Annotated in this window: 22 protein-coding genes and 2 tRNA genes; 11 read left to right on the top strand and 13 right to left on the bottom strand. The window is 68.9% G+C overall.

Annotated elements, in window-relative coordinates:
• Positions 1-147 precede the first annotated feature (147 nt).
• The 7 genes from ACIGYR_RS24810 to ACIGYR_RS24780 all read right to left on the bottom strand — a co-directional run bounded on the left by ACIGYR_RS24810 (position 148) and on the right by ACIGYR_RS24780 (position 3870).
• Entirely contained in the window at positions 148-1608 is a 1461-nt protein-coding gene (locus tag ACIGYR_RS24810) for a DHA2 family efflux MFS transporter permease subunit (RefSeq protein WP_399596863.1), read from the bottom strand.
• A gap of 84 nt (positions 1609-1692) precedes the next feature.
• A complete protein-coding gene (locus ACIGYR_RS24805) occupies positions 1693-2262 on the bottom strand; it encodes a TetR/AcrR family transcriptional regulator (RefSeq protein WP_391839774.1) in 570 nt (189 codons plus the stop codon).
• A gap of 120 nt (positions 2263-2382) precedes the next feature.
• The gene (locus ACIGYR_RS24800; protein WP_391839772.1) at positions 2383-2811 is read right to left on the bottom strand and encodes a MaoC family dehydratase; all 429 of its coding nucleotides are present in this window, start codon (positions 2809-2811) and stop codon (positions 2383-2385) included.
• 7 nt (positions 2812-2818) lie between these two features.
• Complete coding sequence (locus tag ACIGYR_RS24795) at positions 2819-3271, bottom strand: MaoC family dehydratase N-terminal domain-containing protein (protein WP_391839770.1); 453 nt, start codon at positions 3269-3271, stop codon at positions 2819-2821.
• Between the two features lie 152 nt (positions 3272-3423).
• Positions 3424-3588 carry a 50S ribosomal protein L33 gene (rpmG, locus tag ACIGYR_RS24790; protein WP_003948671.1) on the bottom strand — a complete coding sequence of 55 codons (165 nt, stop codon included), beginning with the start codon at positions 3586-3588 and terminating at the stop codon, positions 3424-3426.
• A 90-nt stretch (positions 3589-3678) separates the two neighbouring features.
• Positions 3679-3751 (bottom strand) — tRNA-Met (locus ACIGYR_RS24785).
• A 46-nt stretch (positions 3752-3797) separates the two neighbouring features.
• Positions 3798-3870 (bottom strand) — tRNA-Thr (locus ACIGYR_RS24780).
• Positions 3871-4428: 558 nt separating this feature from the next.
• On the opposite strand from ACIGYR_RS24780, the gene ACIGYR_RS24775 reads away from it, so the two are divergent.
• Together ACIGYR_RS24775 and ACIGYR_RS24770 are read left to right on the top strand one after the other, a co-directional pair.
• Entirely contained in the window at positions 4429-5691 is a 1263-nt protein-coding gene (locus ACIGYR_RS24775) for an amidohydrolase family protein (protein WP_399596856.1), read from the top strand.
• Between the two features lie 112 nt (positions 5692-5803).
• On the top strand, positions 5804-6460 hold the full coding sequence (locus ACIGYR_RS24770; RefSeq protein ID WP_399596854.1) for an NAD(P)H-binding protein: 657 nt from the start codon (positions 5804-5806) through the stop codon (positions 6458-6460).
• 161 nt (positions 6461-6621) lie between these two features.
• Here the strand turns inward: ACIGYR_RS24770 and ACIGYR_RS24765 are convergent, their stop codons facing one another.
• The 4 genes from ACIGYR_RS24765 to ACIGYR_RS24750 form a co-directional block, all read right to left on the bottom strand.
• Positions 6622-6834 (bottom strand): hypothetical protein, encoded by a 213-nt coding sequence (locus ACIGYR_RS24765; RefSeq protein WP_391839764.1) that lies wholly within the window; start codon positions 6832-6834, stop codon positions 6622-6624.
• A gap of 315 nt (positions 6835-7149) precedes the next feature.
• Positions 7150-7374 (bottom strand): hypothetical protein, encoded by a 225-nt coding sequence (locus ACIGYR_RS24760; protein ID WP_391839762.1) that lies wholly within the window; start codon positions 7372-7374, stop codon positions 7150-7152.
• Between the two features lie 44 nt (positions 7375-7418).
• A complete protein-coding gene (locus ACIGYR_RS24755; RefSeq protein WP_391839761.1) occupies positions 7419-7772 on the bottom strand; it encodes a DUF6233 domain-containing protein in 354 nt (117 codons plus the stop codon).
• Between the two features lie 322 nt (positions 7773-8094).
• Positions 8095-9273 carry a PP2C family protein-serine/threonine phosphatase gene (locus ACIGYR_RS24750; protein ID WP_399596849.1) on the bottom strand — a complete coding sequence of 393 codons (1179 nt, stop codon included), beginning with the start codon at positions 9271-9273 and terminating at the stop codon, positions 8095-8097.
• A gap of 332 nt (positions 9274-9605) precedes the next feature.
• On the opposite strand from ACIGYR_RS24750, the gene ACIGYR_RS24745 reads away from it, so the two are divergent.
• The 3 genes from ACIGYR_RS24745 to ACIGYR_RS24735 all read left to right on the top strand — a co-directional run bounded on the left by ACIGYR_RS24745 (position 9606) and on the right by ACIGYR_RS24735 (position 13127).
• Positions 9606-11276, top strand: coding sequence for an HNH endonuclease (locus ACIGYR_RS24745; protein ID WP_399596846.1), 1671 nt, complete (start codon positions 9606-9608; stop codon positions 11274-11276).
• Positions 11277-11387: 111 nt separating this feature from the next.
• Positions 11388-12026 carry a DUF4433 domain-containing protein gene (locus tag ACIGYR_RS24740; RefSeq protein WP_399598583.1) on the top strand — a complete coding sequence of 213 codons (639 nt, stop codon included), beginning with the start codon at positions 11388-11390 and terminating at the stop codon, positions 12024-12026.
• Between the two features lie 39 nt (positions 12027-12065).
• Positions 12066-13127: a macro domain-containing protein gene (locus tag ACIGYR_RS24735; RefSeq protein WP_399596843.1), complete on the top strand. Its 1062-nt coding sequence runs from the start codon at positions 12066-12068 to the stop codon at positions 13125-13127.
• Between the two features lie 126 nt (positions 13128-13253).
• Here ACIGYR_RS24735 and ACIGYR_RS24730 read toward each other — a convergent pair whose 3' ends face one another.
• Together ACIGYR_RS24730 and ACIGYR_RS24725 are read right to left on the bottom strand one after the other, a co-directional pair.
• Entirely contained in the window at positions 13254-13823 is a 570-nt protein-coding gene (locus tag ACIGYR_RS24730) for a GNAT family N-acetyltransferase (RefSeq protein ID WP_399596840.1), read from the bottom strand.
• Entirely contained in the window at positions 13820-14587 is a 768-nt protein-coding gene (locus ACIGYR_RS24725; protein WP_399598579.1) for a GntR family transcriptional regulator, read from the bottom strand. The genes ACIGYR_RS24730 and ACIGYR_RS24725 overlap by 4 nt, the downstream gene beginning before the upstream one ends.
• A 578-nt stretch (positions 14588-15165) precedes the next feature.
• Here ACIGYR_RS24725 and ACIGYR_RS24720 point away from each other — a divergent pair.
• The 6 genes from ACIGYR_RS24720 (at position 15166) to ACIGYR_RS24695 (ending at position 19628) form a co-directional block, all read left to right on the top strand.
• Positions 15166-15435 carry a DUF6284 family protein gene (locus tag ACIGYR_RS24720; protein ID WP_399596835.1) on the top strand — a complete coding sequence of 90 codons (270 nt, stop codon included), beginning with the start codon at positions 15166-15168 and terminating at the stop codon, positions 15433-15435.
• On the top strand, positions 15432-15878 hold the full coding sequence (locus ACIGYR_RS24715) for a Pycsar system effector family protein (protein WP_399596833.1): 447 nt from the start codon (positions 15432-15434) through the stop codon (positions 15876-15878). The genes ACIGYR_RS24720 and ACIGYR_RS24715 overlap by 4 nt, the downstream gene beginning before the upstream one ends.
• Positions 15875-16738 carry a protein spdB gene (locus tag ACIGYR_RS24710; protein WP_399596831.1) on the top strand — a complete coding sequence of 288 codons (864 nt, stop codon included), beginning with the start codon at positions 15875-15877 and terminating at the stop codon, positions 16736-16738. Before ACIGYR_RS24715 ends, ACIGYR_RS24710 begins: the two co-directional genes overlap by 4 nt.
• On the top strand, positions 16738-17085 hold the full coding sequence (locus ACIGYR_RS24705; RefSeq protein ID WP_399598576.1) for an RRQRL motif-containing zinc-binding protein: 348 nt from the start codon (positions 16738-16740) through the stop codon (positions 17083-17085). The genes ACIGYR_RS24710 and ACIGYR_RS24705 overlap by 1 nt, the downstream gene beginning before the upstream one ends.
• Entirely contained in the window at positions 17085-17402 is a 318-nt protein-coding gene (locus tag ACIGYR_RS24700; RefSeq protein ID WP_399596828.1) for a hypothetical protein, read from the top strand. Before ACIGYR_RS24705 ends, ACIGYR_RS24700 begins: the two co-directional genes overlap by 1 nt.
• Before the next feature lie 99 nt (positions 17403-17501).
• Positions 17502-19628: an ATP-binding protein gene (locus ACIGYR_RS24695; RefSeq protein ID WP_399596825.1), complete on the top strand. Its 2127-nt coding sequence runs from the start codon at positions 17502-17504 to the stop codon at positions 19626-19628.
• The last annotated feature ends 66 nt before the right edge of the window (positions 19629-19694 follow it).

Here is a 19694-nt window from a genome sequence, read left to right as displayed (position 1 = left end):
GCAGTTCGCCGGCGGAGGTCTGCCGGCCGGTGGACTCGGCCGGGGCTTGCGGCGCGGTCCGGGCGGCGTGGGCAGCGTGGGTTCCCCGCTGGGGCAGCGCGGGTTCCTCGCGTGGGTGGCGCGGGTTCCTCGCACGGGTGGCGCGGGTCAGTGGGAGGTGGTCTCGAGGACCGGTCCGGGTGCCTGTCCGGCCGTGGTGGCGGTCGGGCCGGGGAGCCGGCGGGCGGGGATCACCAGGGCCGCGACCGCTGCCAGGGCGACCACCGCCGACCCGGTGACCAGGGCCGGCCGCAGGCCGTCCACGAAGCTCTGCGCGGACTCGTAACCGCCCTGTGCGGAGAAGATCGACGACATGATCGCGATGCCGAGCGCGCCGCCCACCTCGCGCAGTGCGTTGTTCGCGCCGGAGGCGATGCCCTGCTCCTGCGGGCGGACGCTGGACATGACCAGGTTCGCGGCCGGCGCGAAGAACAGTGCCATGCCGACACCGCTGATGATCAGGGCGGGCAGCTGGACGGCGTAGGAGGCGTCCGTGGTGGCCACCCCGGCCATGTAGCCGAGGCCGGCCGCCTGCAGGAACAGGCCCGCGGCGACGACCGGCCGGCCGCCGATCCGGTCGGAGAGGATCCCGGCGACGGGCGCGACGAGCATCGGCATGCCGGTCCACGGCAGCATCCGGAGCCCCGCCTCGGTGGGCGAGTAGCCGAGGACGCCCTGCATGTACTGGCTGAGCAGGAAGATCGAGCCGAACATCCCCACGAACATCAGCAGGCTGGCCGCGTTGATCCCGGCGAAGGCCCGGGAGCGGAACAGCCGCATCGGCAGCATGGGGGCGGCCGCCCGGGAGCTGTAGAGGACGAAGCCCGCCAGCAGCGCTCCGCCCGCGATCAGCGCGGTCAGCACCACGGAGTCGGTCCAGCCGTCGGCGGGCCCGCGGACCAGGCCGTAGACGATCCCGAAGAGCCCGCCGCTGGCGAGCAGCGTGCCGGGAATGTCGAGCCGGGCGCCGGTGCCGTAGGACTCGGCGAGGCGCAGCCGGGCGAGCGGCAGAGCGACAAGGCCGAGCGGCACGTTGAGCCAGAAGATCCAGTGCCAGGAGACGTGCTCGGTGAGGCTGCCGCCGATCAGCGGCCCGGAGGCCACGGCGAGCCCGTTGACGGCGCCCCAGATGCCGTACACCATTCCCCGCCTGGCCGCCGGCACGGCCGCGGTCAGCAGCGTCAGGGTGAGCGGCATCATCACGGCCGCGCCGACCCCCTGGACCGCGCGGGCGACGATCAGGGCGTCGATGCCGGGTGCCATGGCCGCGGCGGCGGAGGCACCCGTGAAGACGGCGAGTCCGGCGATGAAGAGCCGGCGGCGCCCGAAGCGGTCGCCGAGCGCGGCGCCGAACATCAGCAGGACGGCGAAGGTGAGTGTGTAGGCGCTCACCGTCCATTCCAGGTCGTCCAGCGCCCCGCCGAGATCCTTGCGGATGGAGGGCAGGGCCGTGGTGACGACGAGGTTGTCCAGGGCCGCCATGAACCCGGCGACGCTGGTGATGACGAGGGCCCACACGGCCCCCGCGCGCGATGTGGTGCTGCTGGGTATTGCTGTCTGCTGTGCCATCGCTCCCCCTGAGTGGTCTTTGGTTAGTTATTGATGACTAACTTTTTGCGGCAGGTGAAGGCGTCGCCGCCTTCCCCGGCCGCCCTACGCTTGCGGGCGCCCCGTCCCACGCGCCGACGGATGGAGCCCCTCCCACACCCGGTGCTGCGGCGGGAACCCCATGGCCACCAGGCAGTTGATGAGCATCCCGTACGCCAGGAAAGTGGTCGTCTCGTCGACGTCCGCGCCGAGCGGCAGATGCACCGTGTCCCACAGTCGCATCCAGCCCGCCCGGACGCTCTCGCCGAACTCGCGGTCGCCCTCTTCCTCGGCGGCCGCCACCGCGACGTACATCTGCATCTGCATCATCAGCCGCTCGGGCCGTTCCGCGATGACCCTGGTGTACGCGTTCGCCATGGCGTGCAGGGCCTCTTCGCCCCGCAGCCCCTCGGACGCCGCCTCGAAGGTCCGGATCGTGTCGTCCACGCACCGTTCCGCCGCCGCCAGGAAGATCGCCTTCTTGCCGGGGAAGAGCCGGAAGAGATACGGCTGCGACACCCCGACCCGCCTGGCGATCGCCTCGGTGGAGGTGCCGTGGTACCCCCCGCGCGCGAACTCGGCCATCGCCGCGCGAATGACGCTCTCACGCCGCTCGTCTGCACTCATCCTGGCCATGCGGAGGAAGTTAGTACTCAATCACTAACTTGGCAAGGGGCGCCCCGCGCGGGAGTGCGCGTAAGGGGTGCCCTGCCGTGGCGGACACCCCTCACATCGGTCGGTCTGCGGCCCCGGCCGTCAGGCCAGTCGTACGACCGCCCGGGACATGCCCAGTACCTTCTGGCCGGCGCTCATCGCCGTCAGGTCGACCCGCACGGTGTTGTCGTCCAGCTTGGCCGCGACCTTGCCGCTGACCTCGATCAGGGCGCCCTGGTCGTCGTTGGGGACGACGACGGGCTTGGTGAACCGGACGCCGTACTCCACGACCGCGCCCGGGTCCCCGGTCCAGTCCGTGACCACGCGGACCGCCTCGGCCATGGTGAACATGCCGTGTGCGATGACGTCCGGCAGGCCCACCTCCTTGGCGAACTTCTCGTTCCAGTGGATCGGGTTGAAGTCCCCGGAGGCACCCGCGTAGCGCACCAGCGTGGCGCGGGTCACGGGGAAGCTCTGCGCCGGCAGCTCGGTGCCGACCTCGACGTCGTCGTACGCGATCTTCGCCGTCATCGGGTGCTCACGCCTCCTCGGCCGCGCGGGCCACGAGCTTGGTCCAGGCGGTGACGACGAGCTCGCCGGCCTCGTCGTGCACCTCACCACGGATGTCCAGGATGTCGTTGCCCGCGAGGGACTTGATCCCCTCGATCGTGGAGGTGACCGTGAGCCGGTCGCCGGCGCCCACCGGACGGACGTAGGCGAACTTCTGGTCGCCGTGCACCACGCGGCTGTAGTCGAGTCCCAGCTGCGGGTCCTCGACGACCTGTCCGGCGGCCCGGAAGGTGATGGAGAACACGAAGGTCGGCGGGGCGATCACATCGGAGTGACCGAACGCCTTGGCGGCCTCGGGATCCGTGTACACCGGGTTGGTCTCGCCCACCGCCTCGGCGAACTCGCGGATCTTCTCCCGGCCCACCTCATAGGGCGCGGTGGGCGGGTAGGTCCGTCCCACGAAGGACTGGTCGAGCGCCATGGCCCGGCACCTCCTGATGTCTGCTGTGATGGCCCCAAATTAGCCGGAAACCCGCCATGGAACGCGCATGGGGCCGCCGGGGCGACGTGGGTCGACGGAAACGCCGTGAGGCCGCCCCCTCGAAAGGGGACGGCCTCACGGACGAGCCTGATTTATCGCGTCTCGCGGTGCGCGGTGTGCGCGTTGCAACGCGGGCAGTGCTTCTTCATCTCAAGGCGATCCGGGTTGTTACGCCGGTTCTTCTTGGTGATGTAGTTCCGCTCCTTGCACTCCACGCAGGCCAGCGTGATCTTCGGGCGGACGTCGGTGGCAGCCACGTGAGTGCTCCTTGACGAACGGATGGGACAGGTTCAACGCATAAAAGAGTAGCCGATCGAAGGACCGACCCCACAATCGGCTACTGTCAGTAGCGGTGACCGGACTTGAACCGGTGACACAGCGATTATGAGCCGCTTGCTCTACCGACTGAGCTACACCGCTTTGATGAGATCGGACCCCGCCTCGCGGCGGGAACCTCTCACACCAGAGCCCCAATACGGAATCGAACCGTAGACCTTCTCCTTACCATGGAGACGCTCTGCCGACTGAGCTATTGGGGCGAGCGATGAAGACATTACACGGTCCGCCGCCGTTCACCCAAATCCGTTTCCCGCCGCCCGCCCCGGCCTCCCTCACCGCCCTCCCGGCACCCCCTGGACCTCATACGACGCGCCTGCGCGCCACCGGCTCATCACGGGGTGCGGGAGCTGCGAGGTGGGGGCGAACGGGCCTCGCGCGGCGTGCGTCGCGCCGACGGCGACACGGACGGCGGCGGCACGCGCGCGTGAACCACTTCCGGCTGCACGGACAGCGGCGGCACACTCGCGTGAACCACTTCCGGCTGCACGGACGGCGGCGGCACACTCGCGTGAACCACTTCCGGCTGCGCCGAGGAAGCTGCACGCGCGCGTGGGCGTCGTCAGGTGCGGCCTCGGCCCGCGCGTGGGCGGCACGTGTACCGCGCGGCGCGGACCACGCCGGTACGACTATTGCGCTCCTGCGCGAACCACGCGGTTCGCGACCCTAGGCTCGACTCACTCTGCGTGATCTTGGGGCCTTACGGCCTCGCATCACGCACGCCGGCCCGCCGAGCCCCCCGGCCCCGACCCTGGAGCGCGATGCCCGACAGCCAGCCGCAGCCGCAACCGCCGTCGAACTCGTCGGGGTCCTCGGGGCCCTCCGATCCGGCGGCCCTCCTGCTCTGCGGGGCGCGGCTCACGGACGGCCGGACCGTGGACGTGCGACTGGGCAAAGGGCGGATCGAGGCGGTGGGTACGACCGGCAGTCTCGCCCCCGGCCCGGCCCGTGCGGGCGTCACGCGCGTGGACCTGAGCGGCTATCTGCTCCTGCCGGCCCCGGCGGAGCCGCACGCCCACGGCGACACCGCCCTGTCCGCCGAAAGCCCCGGCCCCGTGTCGTACGCCCCCGACGACGTCCAGCGCCGGGCGACCGAGGCGGCCCTGCTACAGCTCGGGCACGGGGCGACGGCGCTTCGCGCGCACGTGCGCGTGGGCGACGTCCAGGGGCTCGGCGCGCTGGGCGCGGTCCTGCAGGCACGGCGGTCGCTGCGGGGGCTGGCGGAGCTGACGACAGTGGCGATGCCACGGCTGCTGACCGGGGTGGCCGGCGCCGAGGGGCTCGCGATACTGCGGGACGCGGTGAAGATGGGCGCCTCCGTGGTGGGCGGCTGCCCGGACCTGGACCCGGATCCCACGGGCTACGTGGAGGCGGTCCTGGAGGTGGCCTCCGAACACGGTTGCCCGGTGGACCTGCACACCGACGCCGCGGACTCGGCCCGGCTGTCCCGGCTCGCGGCCATGGCCGGGGGCCTGCGCCCCGGCGTGACGATCGGACCGTGCGCGGGGCTCGCGCGCCTGCCCGTCGAGGCCGCCGCCCGCGCCGCCGACCAGCTCGCGGCGGCCGGAGTGACGGTGGTGTGCCTGCCCCAGGGCGGCTGCGGCGGCGCCGACAAGCGGGGCACGGCACCCCTGCGGCTGCTGCGTGCGGCCGGGGTGCGGGTGGCGGCGGGCAGCGGGGCCATGCGCGACGTCTCCAACCCTGTCGGCCGCGGCGATCCACTTGAGGCGGCCTACCTCCTCGCCTCCGCCCACGGCCTGCGCCCGGAGGACGCCTACGACGCCGTGTGCGCCTCGGCCCGGGCGGTGCTGGGACTGCCCGAGGTGCGGGTGGAGGCGGGATTCCCCGCCGAACTGCTGGCCGTACGCGGCGACCATCTCGCCGGCGCGCTCTCCCTGGCCTACAGCCGGATCGTGGTGCACCGCGGCCGGGTGGTGGCCCGTACGAGCGCGGTGCGCGAGTACTGCAACTCGGCGGCGGCGGAACTCGGGCTGCCGCGACAGGGGCGCGGGGAAGTGTCCTGACCGTGCGGCCGGGGGGACCCGGGGGGGGTGGACGGGGGGGGAGTTCCGGGAAGGCTGTCCGCGCCGCTGACCCGTGCGGCGGACGCGGCCTTTCGGGCGTACGGTCGGAATCATGCGCATTGTCATCGCTGGTGGTCATGGTCAGATTGCGCTGCGGCTGGAGCGTTTGCTCTCCGCGCGCGGGGACGAGGTGGCGGGCATCATCCGCAAGCCCGAGCAGGGCGACGATCTCCGGGCGGCCGGTGCCGAACCGGTCCTGCTCGACCTGGAGTCCGTCTCGGTCGAGGAGGTCGCCGCGCACCTACAGGGCGCGGACGCGGCGGTCTTCGCGGCGGGCGCGGGCCCGGGCAGCGGCAAGGCCCGCAAGGAGACGGTGGACAGGGGCGCGGCGGTGCTGTTCGCGGACGCGGCGGTACGCGCGCGTGTACGCCGCTTCGTGGTGGTGTCCTCGATGGGCGCGGATCCCGCGCACCAGGGGGACGAGGTCTTCGACGTGTATCTGCGCGCCAAGGGCGAGGCCGACGCGTACATCACCCGGCAGGAGGCGCTGGACTGGACCATCCTGCGCCCGGGCTCGCTGACGGACGACGCTGGCACCGGCCTCGTCCGTCTGGAGGCGCACACGGGGCGCGGCACGATTCCGCGGGACGACGTGGCGACCGTCCTCGCGGAGCTGGTGGACACGCCGGCGACGGCCGGTCTCACGCTGGAGCTGATCAGTGATTCGACGCCGGTGACGGTCGCGGTGAAGTCTGTCGCCGGGAACTGATGCCGGCGGCCGACCGTTGACCGGTCGAGCCTGCCGCGCACGCCGCTCGGCGCTCTGCTGACGGGTTGTCGGGGTTGTTGTCGGGCGTTGTTGTCGGGCGTTGCGCGCGCCCATGCACGCCCCGCCGGCGGCCCGTCAGAACTCATACGCCACAGGGGGACTCAGAACAGAGGCAACTGCCCGGGAAAGTCCGGCACGACATAGCCGTCCAAGGATGGCTGCTCCGCGCCGAGTTGCGCCTGGCGCCGCGATCCCGTGCAGGAGACGAGTTCTCCGCTCCCCCGCGCTCCGGGCGGGTCGTGTCGCGCGAAGCGGCCTGCGACAACAGCGATTTCGCGACGGCACACGGGACAGGTTCTGCGTCGGGAGGACATTCCGCCAGTCTGCCCGGAACGGGGCCGCCGGTGCGCCTCCGCACGGGCGAGAGCGGCGAAGCGGTCAGGTCCGGGCCCCTCTCCCTACACGGCGGCGCGGTCAGGTCCCAGCCTCCATGCCCACGCTCCCCATAGGGCGAAGCGGGCAGGGTCCCCATACGGCGAAGCGGGCAGGTCCGGGCCTCCGCTCCCCACGCGGTGGCGCGGCAGGTCCGGGCCTCCGCTCCCCACGCGGTGGCGCGGCAGGTCCGGGCCTCCGTTCCCCACGCGGTGGCGCGGCAGGTCCGGGCCTCCGTTCCCCACGCGGTGGCGCGGTCAGGTCCGGGTCTCCGCTTCCCACCGGTCGGGGCCCGCTCCGCGCCAGTCGATCAGCGGCGAGTCGGCCACCTCTTCCGGTTCGATCTCCAGCCCCGCCCTGCGCAGGAACTCCACGAGGTCCCTCACGTTGTGCGCGAGGCCGAGAATCTCGCCGTCCACCCGCACCCGGCGACCGCCGGTCGGAGACGGCAGGTGCACGATAATGGGACGTTTCCCGGCCATGGCTCCAGCATCATCCGGACCGTCCGGGCCCGCACCCGGGACGGTCATTCGAGAATCCCCAACGCGGTGTCCGGCCGGCACAGCGGGCACGCGGGGACACCTTCGTCGGTGAGGGCCCGCACCGCCTGCTCCCTGCCGACGCCTTTCGCCCGCTCGCCGGCGCCCGTACAGCCGCCGACGTGAACGTACACCGCGCTCCGGCCGTTCAGGCCACGCTCGATGAGCCACTCCGGAAGGGCCTGCCGGACGGCGAGACGGCGTTTCCGCTCGGCCTCCCGGCGCTCCTCGTCGGCGATCCACCGGTCCATCAACGCGAGCTGCCGCGCAGCCTGATGCTCGACGACGCGGCGGGCGAAGCGCAGCATGTCGAGACGCGTCAGCGGACGGTCATCGTTCACGCGTTCGATTCTAGTGACGTCATCGGGAACCGCGACCAGCAGGCCACCCGGGAGACGAAATCGCACGATCGGCCGCCTCCGCACGAGAACGAGAACGAGAGCGAGCAGGCGAACGCGAGGAAGGGCACCGCGTCCAGGGCGACGCACACCGACCCCGGGGGCTGCCGTGAGAACGAAGAACGACGAAAGGGCCCGCGTCCAGCGTTCTCGCTGGTCACGGACCCTCTCGGTGGTGTGGCGGCGCCAGGATTCGAACCTGGGGGCTGAGCCGGCAGATTTACAGACCGCGCGACGGGCACCCGTTGAACTGCGGTTTCGCAGCTCACAGCGACCGCTGCCCCGCGTCCGCCCCACCGGGAGGCGGCTCTGGTTCGCCGTTGAGCCGGTCCACGAGGAGCATCGCCACATCGTCCGCCAAGTCGCCCTCGGTGTGGCGGACCAATGCCTGGTGCAGAAGTTCCAGGAACTCCGGCGGGGTGGTGCCGGGGCGTATCCCCTCCATGGCCTCCGGCAGAGCGAAGAATTCGCTGTCGCGGTTGCGGGCCTCTATCACGCCATCGGTGTACAGCAGCAGGCGGTCACCGGGGAGGAACGTATAGCTCTCAGCTTTGGGCGGAGGGCCGGCGACAAGGTCTTCCATGCCGACGGGCGGCAATGGAGAGGTCGGCATCAGCGTCTCGGCCCTGCCCTGGTGCAACAGCAGCGGCGGCGGATGCCCACGGTTGACCAGCTGCACCACGGGTTCGTCCGGCACCTGCGCGATGAGCACCGTGGTGAACCCTTCCAGCAGAACTTCCTCGTCGTATGCGTCCGGCACGGCGAGTTCCCGTCGCAACGCAGCCGCACAGTGGTTCATCACCTCCACCAAGTCGTCCTCGTAGTGCACGGCCTCCCGAAACGCCCCCGCCGCCACTGCGACGGCTCGCACCGCCGCCAGCCCCTTCCCCCGGACGTCCCCCACGATCATCCGGACGCCATACGGGGTCTGTACGGCCTCGTACAGATCACCGCCCACCTGTGCGCCCGTCCCAGCCGCAAGGCACATGCTGGCCGCCCGCACCGGGCCCAGGCGCGCGGGTACAGGCCGTAGCACGACCTCCTGTGCCGCCACGGCGATCTGGCGAACCTGGTCGAGCTCTCTCTGTCGGCGCGTCTGCATGGCACTGCTCGTGATGAAGCCGGCCACGGACACCAGGGCCAAGGCCAGAAAGTTGGTATAGACCTGCAAGGTGCCCCACGCCTGGTTGTAGGTAGCCGTGGTCACGCTGATCACAAGCGCGAGAGCAGCTGCCGCGGCGGTCCCCTTGGGGCCCAACGTCACCGCCGCCAACGCCGGGATCGCGGTGAGAAAGGGGCCGGTATAGATGAAGTGGGCAGGCGTGAGCTCGATGACCAGCACGGCCAACCCGATCAAGAAGGGCACACACTGCATCAGAGCCAAGAGGAGCCGGCCATGGCCGCCGGCTCCTAGCCGAAGGAACGAGCGCAGGATCGCCTGCATGCTTTCAGCCTGCCTTGCTGAAGCTCACGCCTCCACTCGCCGCTCTCACGACGTCCCCGCCGTCTGACGCTCAAGGCCTCCGAACAGCACAACGGCTACTCGAACCGCCCCCACGGTCACCAGAACGACAAAAGGGTCCGCGTCCAGCACTCGGGCTGGTCACGGACCCTTTCGGTCGTGTGGCGGCGCCAGGATTCGAACCTGGGAAGGCTGAGCCGGCAGATTTACAGCGGGCTGGCTCTAGTGCTCCTGAACAGGCGTTTCGAGCGTCAAAGGCTGTTATGGGGGACGTCTGGGGGAACCTGTCAGTGCTGTGATCTACGGTGTCGCGCATGGCAGCTTCTGAGATCACTCGTGCAGGAATCTTGCAGGCGATTGCGGAGCACGACCGGATCGGCCCGGAGGCGTTCCGGGACCTCTACGGCTACCGCGCCGCGGCTACCTATCTTCTGGAACACGAAGGAAGCCTGTACGACTCGAAGGCGATAGCTGGCGTTGCTCACCGGTACGACTTCGGGGAGGCCCTCAAGCCGTCCCAGTTCAGCGGGGGGCTGAAGCATGCAGTGGCATGGCTGACGAGGGAGGGCTTCACCGTGGTGGAGCCCCCCAAGACCTTTCATCGGCGCGTAGGAGACGTTCGGCCGGCTCGACGTGCGACGGGACCCGCCCTGCACCGTCCCGTTCTGCTGCTCTGGGCATTCGGCCAGGCTCTGGCCGGAGCACCCCGCATGCAGACATGGTCGACCGTCCGTGATGCTGTCGCACCGCTGCTGGTGAAGCACGGTCAGGTGGAAGACGGTGTAGACGGGGCCCGTTACCCGTTCTGGGTACTCGTTCGCGATGGGCTGTGGACCATCGAGCAGGGGCAGGAACTCACGATGACCAGCCGCGGGCGACGCCCGACACTGGAGTCGCTGAACGAGGTCAATCCCCTTGGCGGTCTGCGCGAGGACGACTACAACCTGCTCCGCTCGCACCCGGATGCTGCGGCATCCGCGGCTGCCGGACTGATCCTGCGCTACTTCCATCCCCTTCCAGCAGGCTTGCTCGAAGACTTCGGCCTCCACGAGTTGCTCGCCGGCAGGTGGCCGGATGCTCTGCGTCCGCTGCTTGGGGAAACATTCAAGGATCGGGACGCCATTTGGCGGGCCTATGGTGGCCAGAAGATGGCAGGGATCGGCTGCCTCGCCGACGGCATCCTGAGCGCCTTCTCAGACGACAAGGGGCCCTACGCCGATGGGCGCATCCCGGACACCAACTGGATCGCCTACGTGGGCGATGGTCTGTCTGGCGACCAGAAGCTCACTGACGGCAATGAACTCATGGCCGAGCATCAGGCGGCTGGTCGTCCGCTGCGCTACTGGCACAAGCCGTTCCGGGGACAGTTCAGCTTCGAGACCTGGGCTGTGATCGTGCAACGCCGACTGCGGTGGGGCGTGGGAGAGGACAAGCTGCCCCGTCGTGAGTTCCTTTGGGTGCTGGCGCCTGTTCCCTCCCCGGAGCGGGAGACCTGGCCCGCCGAAGTGTTCGAAGCGCTGGACGCCGATACAGGGGAGCTCCACGACGACACCGGCGACTACCGTCCCAGCGACGTCGACCTCGAAGCCCCCAGCGGCGAGGAGAGCGACGCGGATGCGTATCGGCGTCTGGCGCGGAAGGCCGAGGCGAACGCCGAGCGTCGCGGCCAGATGAAGAAGCCGACACTGGCCGACAAGTACGTCCGCGACCCCAGCGCGCGAGCTGCCGTCATCAAGCGCTGCCGCGGCAGGTGTGAAAACCCTCAATGTGCAGGCCACCCCACGGAGCTGACCACAGCCGGCCTGCCAATTTTGCAGGTCGACCACGTCGAAGACCTGGCCAAGGAGGGACCCGATGTCCCTTGGAACATGATCGCCTTGTGCCCCAACTGCCACGCCCTCAAGACCTACGGCAAGAACAAGGAGAAGCTCCGGCGTCTGCTCGCTGCTACGGCACGACGCCTCCATGAGGCGATGCTCGACTGACTACGCCGACGTTGCCGTCAGGTACTGCCGTCAAGGGCGCCAGCGGGCCTCTGGTTGACGGAGCAACAGCTCACGTCGGTAGGCACGCCTGTGGTCTACTCAGTTCTCGTGATGAACGTAGGGGAACAACAACTCTTCCACTTCACACATGTCCGGCACCTGCCCGACATCCTGACCGAGAAGCGCCTGCTCTCGGACAGTGCCATGCAAGGCAGGGGCGGCGTGCCAATGGAGTGTGGAGACAGGGAGGTCAAGGCCGAACGGCGCACGCGACGGGTCACCGTCCCGCCTTGCGGATGCCCCGCTGACTACGTTCCGTTCTACTTTGCCCCGAGATCGCCGATGCTCTACGTCATCAGTCGAGGCGGCGTATCGACGTACCGGGAAGGGCAGCCCCCACTCGTCTATCTGGTCACGTCCGTGAACGCTGTCAGCGCATCGGGAAGGCCCTATGTGTTCAGCGACGGCAACTGCGCGAACGAGATCACCCGCCACTTCAACGACCTGAGCATGCTGCCGAGCGTCGTGGACTGGGAGATCATGGCAGCACGGTATTGGGCGAACACGGCTGACGATGGTGACCGCATGCGACGGCGCATGGCGGAGCTCCTCGTGCATGAGCATCTTCCCGTGACTGCTCTCCAGGAGATCGCAACTTACGATCATGACCACGCACAGGAAGTACGGCTCCTGCTCCGGGAGGCAGGAGCCGACATTCCGGTCACTGTCAGACGTGAGTGGTACTACTGAGATGACGACAACGAACGACCTCTTCAGGGAAGGGCAACGATGATCACGCGCGGCACCGGCAACCTGCTTCTAGCAGATGTCGATGCCCTTGTTAACACGGTCAATACCGTGGGCGTCATGGGCAAGGGCATCGCCTTGCAGTTCAAGCGGGCTTATCCGGAGAACTTCAAGGACTACAAGGCGTCTTGCGATCGCGGCGACGTCATGGTCGGCCGAATGCACGTACATGAGGTCAAGCAGCTAGGCAGCCCAAGATTCATCGTCAACTTCCCAACAAAGCGTCACTGGCGTGCCCCATCTCGAATCGAAGACATCGCGTCGGGCCTTGTGGCGCTGCGAGACGAAATCGTCGAGCGCGGAATCAAATCCATCGCAGTGCCGCCGCTCGGGTGCGGCAATGGCGGTCTCGAATGGCGCGATGTTGAACCAATGATCCGCCAAGCACTAGGCACTATTCCCGGAGTGGAAGTTCGAGTTTGGGAGCCATCCGGAGCTCCAAGCGCAACGTCCATGCCAAACGCTACTGAGGCGCCGGATATGACTAAGGAGCGCGCAGCATTTCTTGCCGCCCTTGACCGCTATATCCGAAGTGGAATTTCGCGGGGACTCGCCTTCGAACCTCGCGTTTCACTTCTAGAGGCACACAAGGTTGCGTACTTCCTTCAAAAGTTGCACCTGCCGCTAGGACTCCACTTCGAAAAGGGAATCTACGGTCCCTACTCCCAACCCCTCGATAGAGCGGTCTCGAACATGGAAGGCCACTTTCTAACGGGGTTTGGCGATGGAACGAGCGGCGCCCAGGCGATCCTGGAGCTCAACAAGGACTCCGTAGTTGAGGCCGAGCAACTACTCAAGCAATACTTGAGCTTCGAAGAAGTTGCAGCGAAGCTCCAGACGCTAACGGCGGGTTTCGAAGACGCATTCGGCATGGAACTCTTGAGCACCGTCCTGTTTGCCGCCGAAGAACTTGTATCTCCCCCGCCCACCCCTGAATCCGTTACGGCCTGCATCAGGGGATGGAACCATCGCAAGCAACGCCTCTTTACCGAGGATCACGTCCAGACGGCATGGCAGCGTCTAGCCGAAGTGGGCCTCCTGTAGCCTGCTCCACCAACGTCATCCAGACTGGCATTTCAGAGATTACAGTAGGGCAGCCTGCGCTACTGGCAGTGCCAACAGCAGCGCCCTTTCACGTAATGCTGCAGTATGCCTCTTGAGGCACTCCACTCAGGCGGCGAGCGGAAGCCGTGCAGGAGGCGGCGTGTGGTCCATAAAGCCGTGATCCGCCAACCGTGCCTGTCGCTGAGCGAGCCAACCGGAGACCCGGGGACCACCGTTTACCGCCGCGCCTTCACGGACCGTGCGAATGTGCGTGAAGCCCTGCTCTAGGTAGTACCGCTGGAGTGCATCGTTTGTTGTCCATGCGTCCAAACGAATCCACCGGGCTCCTGCGCGCCGGGCCCGATCGCCTGCCCAGTCGAGCAATCGACCGCCGAGGTTCTGCCCTGCGTATTCGCGGGCGACGGTGAGCTTGTTGATGAACATCGAAGGTTCGGTCAGTTCGTCGTCAGTCCAGAGGCCCTGTTCGGCGTCCGCGGTGAGAGTGATGGTGCCGGCGGTTGCATGCCCGTCGCGGAGCATAAACACGGCCCCTGCTTCGATCGTGGTGAGCAACTTGTCAGCCGGATACGGACGGCTCCACTGGTCTGACCCGAGACCGCGCAGCCAAGCTGCTGCCTCCTCACGGAAGGCCAGCAGCTTGGCAACGTCGTGCGGCTCTGCGGGGGTGATGATCACGTGTTCTCGCTCCGGGCGGCAAGGTCGCCGATCTCGTAGTTCATCCGGTTCAGGTCCCCCCGAAACGTTGTGATCGTGCAGCGGATGGGGCGATCTGTCGAGTAGCCGGTTCGCGTCCAGAGCATGACCGGCACCCCCGCTCCGATCTCCAAAAGGCGAGCCTCGTCCGGAGTGGGCATCCGGGCCGAGATCTCATCGAAGTACCCAACCTGCTCGATCCCCTGAGCGGCCAAGTACCGCGTTGTTCCCTCGTCGATGTCCCCCGGCTCAGCCAGTCGCGGCGACACATCGATCAGCCACGACGGATAGTAGGTCGCCTGAGTGGACCAGGGGACGTCGTCCACGTAGCGATGACAGAACCGCAATACCGTCTTCGTACTCGGCTCGACCTTGAGACGCTGAGCGATCTCCTGCGATGCCGGCAACATCTCGACGCGAAACGTCTGGTGCGGCCGTCGGCCCGCGTTCGTCACATCCGTGTTGTAGGCGTCGCCGTTCTGCGGAAACGTCAGATTCTCGAAGCGAGACGCGTTGAGTTCGAACACCTCGTGAGACTTGACTTCGTAGCCGAGACCCTGGCTAGACGAGACGAGCCCTTCGCTCACCAGCAGGCTCAGCCCGTTGCGGATGGTGTTCCGCGACGCGTCGAACCGCTGCGACAGGTCGCTCTCTGAGGGCAGCCTCGCCCCCGGCGCGTAGGTGCCGTTGTCGATCTCGCGACGCAGGACGTCGGCGACTTGCCGGTACTTCGGCTGCTTGTTCATGCCTTCATCATGACGCACTCGCGCAACTTGTTGGTACATGTAGGCCCCAATCCCTTGACGGCTCACGGTGCGTGGGTGCAGCATCACTGCATCAGCTTGTACCAACAAGCTGAGCAGGTGGTGCAGCACCTTCAAGCGTGCTCCCTCCTGCCTACAACTGCACAGCGTGATCCACCGCAGCTAGGACGGCCGTGACGACTCCGGCCGAGGCGAGTGGAGATCAGTCGGTCACCTCCCGTCAGGGACACGCACCGACTCAAAAGAACGGATCTGCCCAAGGGCACCTACGCCACGCGAAGAGACCGAGATGCGATTCCTCGGACGAGCGGGACTGAGGCACAGATCCATATCGCGCAGTACGGGCCGTCACCTCCCGCAAAAGGGGTCCGGCGCGGCACAGGCCCGCGCATCTCTGACTTCCGCCGCATCAATGCGGCGGCCGGTTGCCTTCGCTGCTCGTCTCCTACGAGCAGCGCTGAGGGGAGCCGGATCAACCGACTTCAACGGCGCGCGGCCCCGAGTGGCTAGACCCGGGGCCGCTGTTCGGGCCGTTTCACCTGCTAGGGAGACCACGACCCATGGAACACATCGTGACTGTTCAGGACGCTGTTACGGCCTTCGCCGACTTCATGGAACCGACCAGCGCTGAGCTGGCCGCGATCGAGCAGGAGTCCCCCGTCATCGCAGCGGAGATCGACCTGCTGGACGCGCAGATCATGACCCTTGACCGCCCCGCGAACGAGGTGGACACCCGCCGGATCCGCAGGGCCCGTAACCGAGTGCTGGCCGCCCGCCGGGACCTGGCCAACGGCCCGGCCGGTGCGCTGCTGCCGGGGGGCGCCGCGTGAGCGCCTCGCCGAAGCTGGCGGCCGCGCACGCTGAGGTGAAGGCGGAGATCGCCCGGACCGACGCCAAGACGGCCCTGCTGCTCGCGTTCGTCGGCGCGGTCCTGGCCGGCGCGTGGACGATCGCCCGCGATCTGCCGCTGAACGTCCCCGCCGGTATCGCGGGTGGGCTGGGCATGGCGCTGCTGGTCGGCGCGGCCGGTCTGCTGCTGCGGTCGACCCGCCCGAACCTGGGTGGCCGGCACGGCTTCCCGCTGTGGGCGACCCTCGCCACGGACGAGATCACCGCCACCGTCAACGACGGTGACCTCGCCGCCGACGTCGCCGGGCTGTCGCGGATCGCGGTCGCCAAGTTCACCTGCCTGCGCCGTGCGGTCGACCTGACCATGGCCGGCGGCGCCCTGCTCCTGCTCGCCGTCCTGATCGCGGCAGGAGGTGCTCTGTGAAGGCGCGGACCGTATTGCCGGCCGTCGCGATGACGGCCGTGTCCATGGTGCTCACCCTGGCCGTGGTGATGATGTGGCTGGGCACCGCGATGCCGTGGCCGGTCGCCCTGGTCGTCGGTCTGGGCATCGACGGGGGATGGCTGGCCACCCTCGCCTACGAACGCAGGTTGGCCGCGCAGGGCGACCACAGCCGCGCGGTGACCGTGGTCGGCTGGACGTTCGGGGCAGTTGCCACCGCCGTCCTGGTCGCCCACGCGCTCACCGCCGACCACTCGCGCGGTGCGTGGCTGGCTGTGGCGTGGCTGCCGGTCGCGGCCAAGGCCTTGTGGCTGGTGCACGGTCTGTGGGAGCGCACGGCGCTCACCCCGGTCGCGCTGGACGCGATCGCGGGCATTCAGCAGGAAGCCCGCGACGAGGCGGCCGTGGCCCGTGCTCGGCTGCGCGCCGAAGCGGCTACCGAGGAGACCCGGCTGACGGCCGTGACGGCGGCCGGTGCGCGCGTCGCACGCGTGCAGGCCAGGACCGCCGAGACTCTCGCCGGGGCGTGGTCGACGCTGGAGACCGCGCGGCGCGGCGAGGACACCGGACGGGCACTGACCAGCGTGACGACCCGCGTCACACCCGACGTCACGCCCCGATGGGAACTGCCCGTCTGGGGGCCCATCGAGCCGGTGTCCACGCTCGCGCTGGAGTCCGCTCCCGCGCTCGCGGACGCTCAGCTTGACGCGCTGGTCGACGAGATCCGGCACAGCGAGACGCCCGCCCTGTCCTACCGCGAGATGGCCATCCGCTTCCGCGCGGCCGGCCACTCCGCATCCGAGGTGCGCTTGCGGGCCGCGTGGAAGCGCGTCGTGGCCTGATGGGTGCGCTGCCGGTGTTCCGGTGGCATCTCGCCCCGGACGGCTACGCCACCCGCCGCCAACTCCGGGCCCGCAACCTGCGACCCGGAGGACAGGACGTGGCCGCACAGCTCGAACGGCCGCGCCGCCGTAGGCCGCCGCTGGTCGCCTACCTCTACCGGGTCGACCTGGCCAAGCCGGTGCGCCCCATGACGCCGGCGAGGTGGGCGGCTCTGGCCAAGGCCAACGCCGCCCGCCGCATCTGCCCCGCCTGCTGGCGTGACGCCGGATACGTCATCCCCGCCTCGCTCGGCACCTGCGTGCCCTGCGCCTACCCCGACCCGGAGGGGTCCGAAGGGAACACCTGATGGGCAACTCCGAGATCCGCCGCCTCGACCGCGAGATCGAGAAGACGACGAAGAAGCTGGAAGCGGTCCGCCGGGGTGAGTGGTGGCCGCTGAACGGCAGCGAGCGCCGCGCCATGGCCCGCGCCCTGGCCGGCGGCGCCTACCAGATCACCCGGGGCCGCAGCGCCGCCCGCTCCGAGCAGCGCATGGACACCACCGGCAACGCGGCCGAGATGCGGCTGAACGCCGAGCTGACCGCGCTGCACGGCGAGCGGCAGCGGCTCATCACGGAGGCGGCCCGCGCCAAGGCCGCCAAGAAGTCGTCCGGCTGGTTCTGACCAGCCTCATCCCCTCGCACGCCGGGGTGGCCGCTCTTTCCACGGACCCGGCCACCCCGGCCTCCCGCCCGCATAGGGGCAGTCAGGAGCAGTTCCAGCATGTCCGAGAACGTCGTTCACCTCCACAAGCCCACCGACCCCCCGACCGACACCACGGCACCCACGGTGCTCACCGTCGTGCCCGACGCACCGCCGACGCCGCCCGTGCCCCTGTGGGTGCGGCCCGGGCGTGCGGTGAAGACGGCCGTCCGCCACGAGTCGACCAGGGCGACAGTCCGGGCGGTTGCCCGGCACAGCCTCTACACGTTCAACGGCGGGCGGATCGTGGCCCGTCGCACCTGGGACGGCCGGACCGGCGCCCGTTACGAGCGCATGATCCGCGCGGCGGAAGCCGCGGGGAACCTGGAAGCGGCAGAGGAGTGGGAGGAGCGTTTGACGCGCTTCCGTGCCGCACGCCACCACCGCCGCATGGACGTGCTCCACTCCCCGGTGGAAGCCGCCAAGGGCGTCGGGGTCGGCGCCGGTATGAGCGTCGGTGTGCTGGTCGCCCTTGGTGTCGTGATGGCGATCAACACCGGTGAGGTGCGGAACGTGGTCACGCCGCTGTCCGCGACCATCGACTTCATCGCGACGCTGATCCGCATCGTTCAGCTCGTGTGGGGACCGGCGCTCACGATCGGCCCGTTCCTCGCGCTGCTGGCTCTGTGGTCGGTCGGCCGCAAGCAGCACGCCGCACCCGCGTGGGCCCTCCCGGCGAACGTCCGGGGCGGTGAGGGTGAGCCCATCACCCCGTCGATTGTGGTCAAGGCCCTGCGTGACCTTGGCATCCCCGCCATGCGCAACGCGATCAAGGAGATGGGGGATGCTGGCGCCTCCATGCTCGGTCCGATCCGGATCGCCGGGTGCGGCGTCGAGGTCGACGTCACCCTCCCGTCCGGGGTGGCGACGAACGAGGTGCAGGGAAAGCGGCGCAAGCTCGCCGAGAACCTGACCCGGCACGAGCACGAGGTGTTCATCACCATCCCGCAGGCCGCGCGCACGGTGCGGCTGTGGATCGCCGATTCCGGTGCGTTGGATGAGCCGATCGGGCCCTCTCCGCTGGTCACGGACGAGACCATCACGGCCGACTACGCCAAGGGCCGCGCCCCGTGGGGGCAGGACCTGCGCGGGGATGCCGCCGCCCTGAGCCTGTATCAGCGCCACCTGCTCATCACGGGTCTGTCCAACCAGGGCAAGACCGCCGCGCTGCGGTCGCTGGCTCTGTGGGCGTCTCTGGACAGGCGAGTGGAGTTCCGGATCGCTGACCTCAAGGGGGCGGGCGACTGGGCCATGTTCGACGGGCTCGCCACCGTCCTGATCCAGGGGCCGACCGATGAGCACGTGATCGAGGCGACCGAGATGGTCGAGGGCCTGGTCGATGAGATGAACCGTCGCATCGCGGAGCGACAGGCCGACCCCACCGTGGTGTTCGATCCGCTGATCGGCATCGTGGACGAGGCGCAGGTCGCGTTCATGTGCCCGGCCGTGGATGACGAGAAGCGCCCCTACGGCGGATCCAAGGCCACGTCCCGCTACTTCATGGCCGTGCGCAAGGTCCACAACCAGGGCCGTGTGGTCGACGTGCTCATGTACGAGGGAACGCAGGACCCCACCGACCAGAACCTTCCCAAGCTGGTCCGCGAGGGCGCCCACACCCGCGCCTCCCTCGCGCTGGGCACCGAGGCACAAGCCGTCATGGCCCTCGGCGAGAAAGCCGTCAACGGCGGCGCCGCCCCGCACCTGCTGCGCCAAGGACTGGACAAGGGAACCCTGGTCGTCGCCTCCGACGGCATCGAGATCCCCAAGGGCCAGTCGTCCATCACCGTGCGCACCCACTTCATCGGCGACAACGACGCCAAGGCCATCACCGACCGCGCCAAGGCCCTGCGCAACGGCGTCACCACCCTGCACGCGGTGAAGCGGGACGAGCAGCGTGACCCGCTCGCCGACATCCTCACCGTCCTCGGCGACGAGAAGCGGGTGTTCACCCAGGACGTCATCAAGCGACTGTCCGTGCTCAACGAGGACACCTACGGCCGCTGGTCATTCGGCGACCTCACCCGCGTCCTGGACGCGGCCGGCGTAGAGCCGAAGAAGTCCCACGGCCGCATGGTCGTCCGAGCCGAGGACGTCGTCCGCGCCCTCGCCGACCGCGAAGCCGAGGGTTCCGCTTCCGCCGCCGAGTAGCGGGGAGGCGCACCCGCCCGTGCCGGGGAGGCGGGGAGAACTCCCCAACCGCCTCCCCATCCCGCC

The sequence above is a fragment of the Streptomyces sp. NPDC053076 genome, from assembly GCF_044546845.1.
In the GTDB taxonomy this organism is placed as follows: Bacteria; Actinomycetota; Actinomycetes; order Streptomycetales; family Streptomycetaceae; genus Streptomyces.
This window is presented reverse-complemented; position numbering and strand designations above follow the sequence as displayed.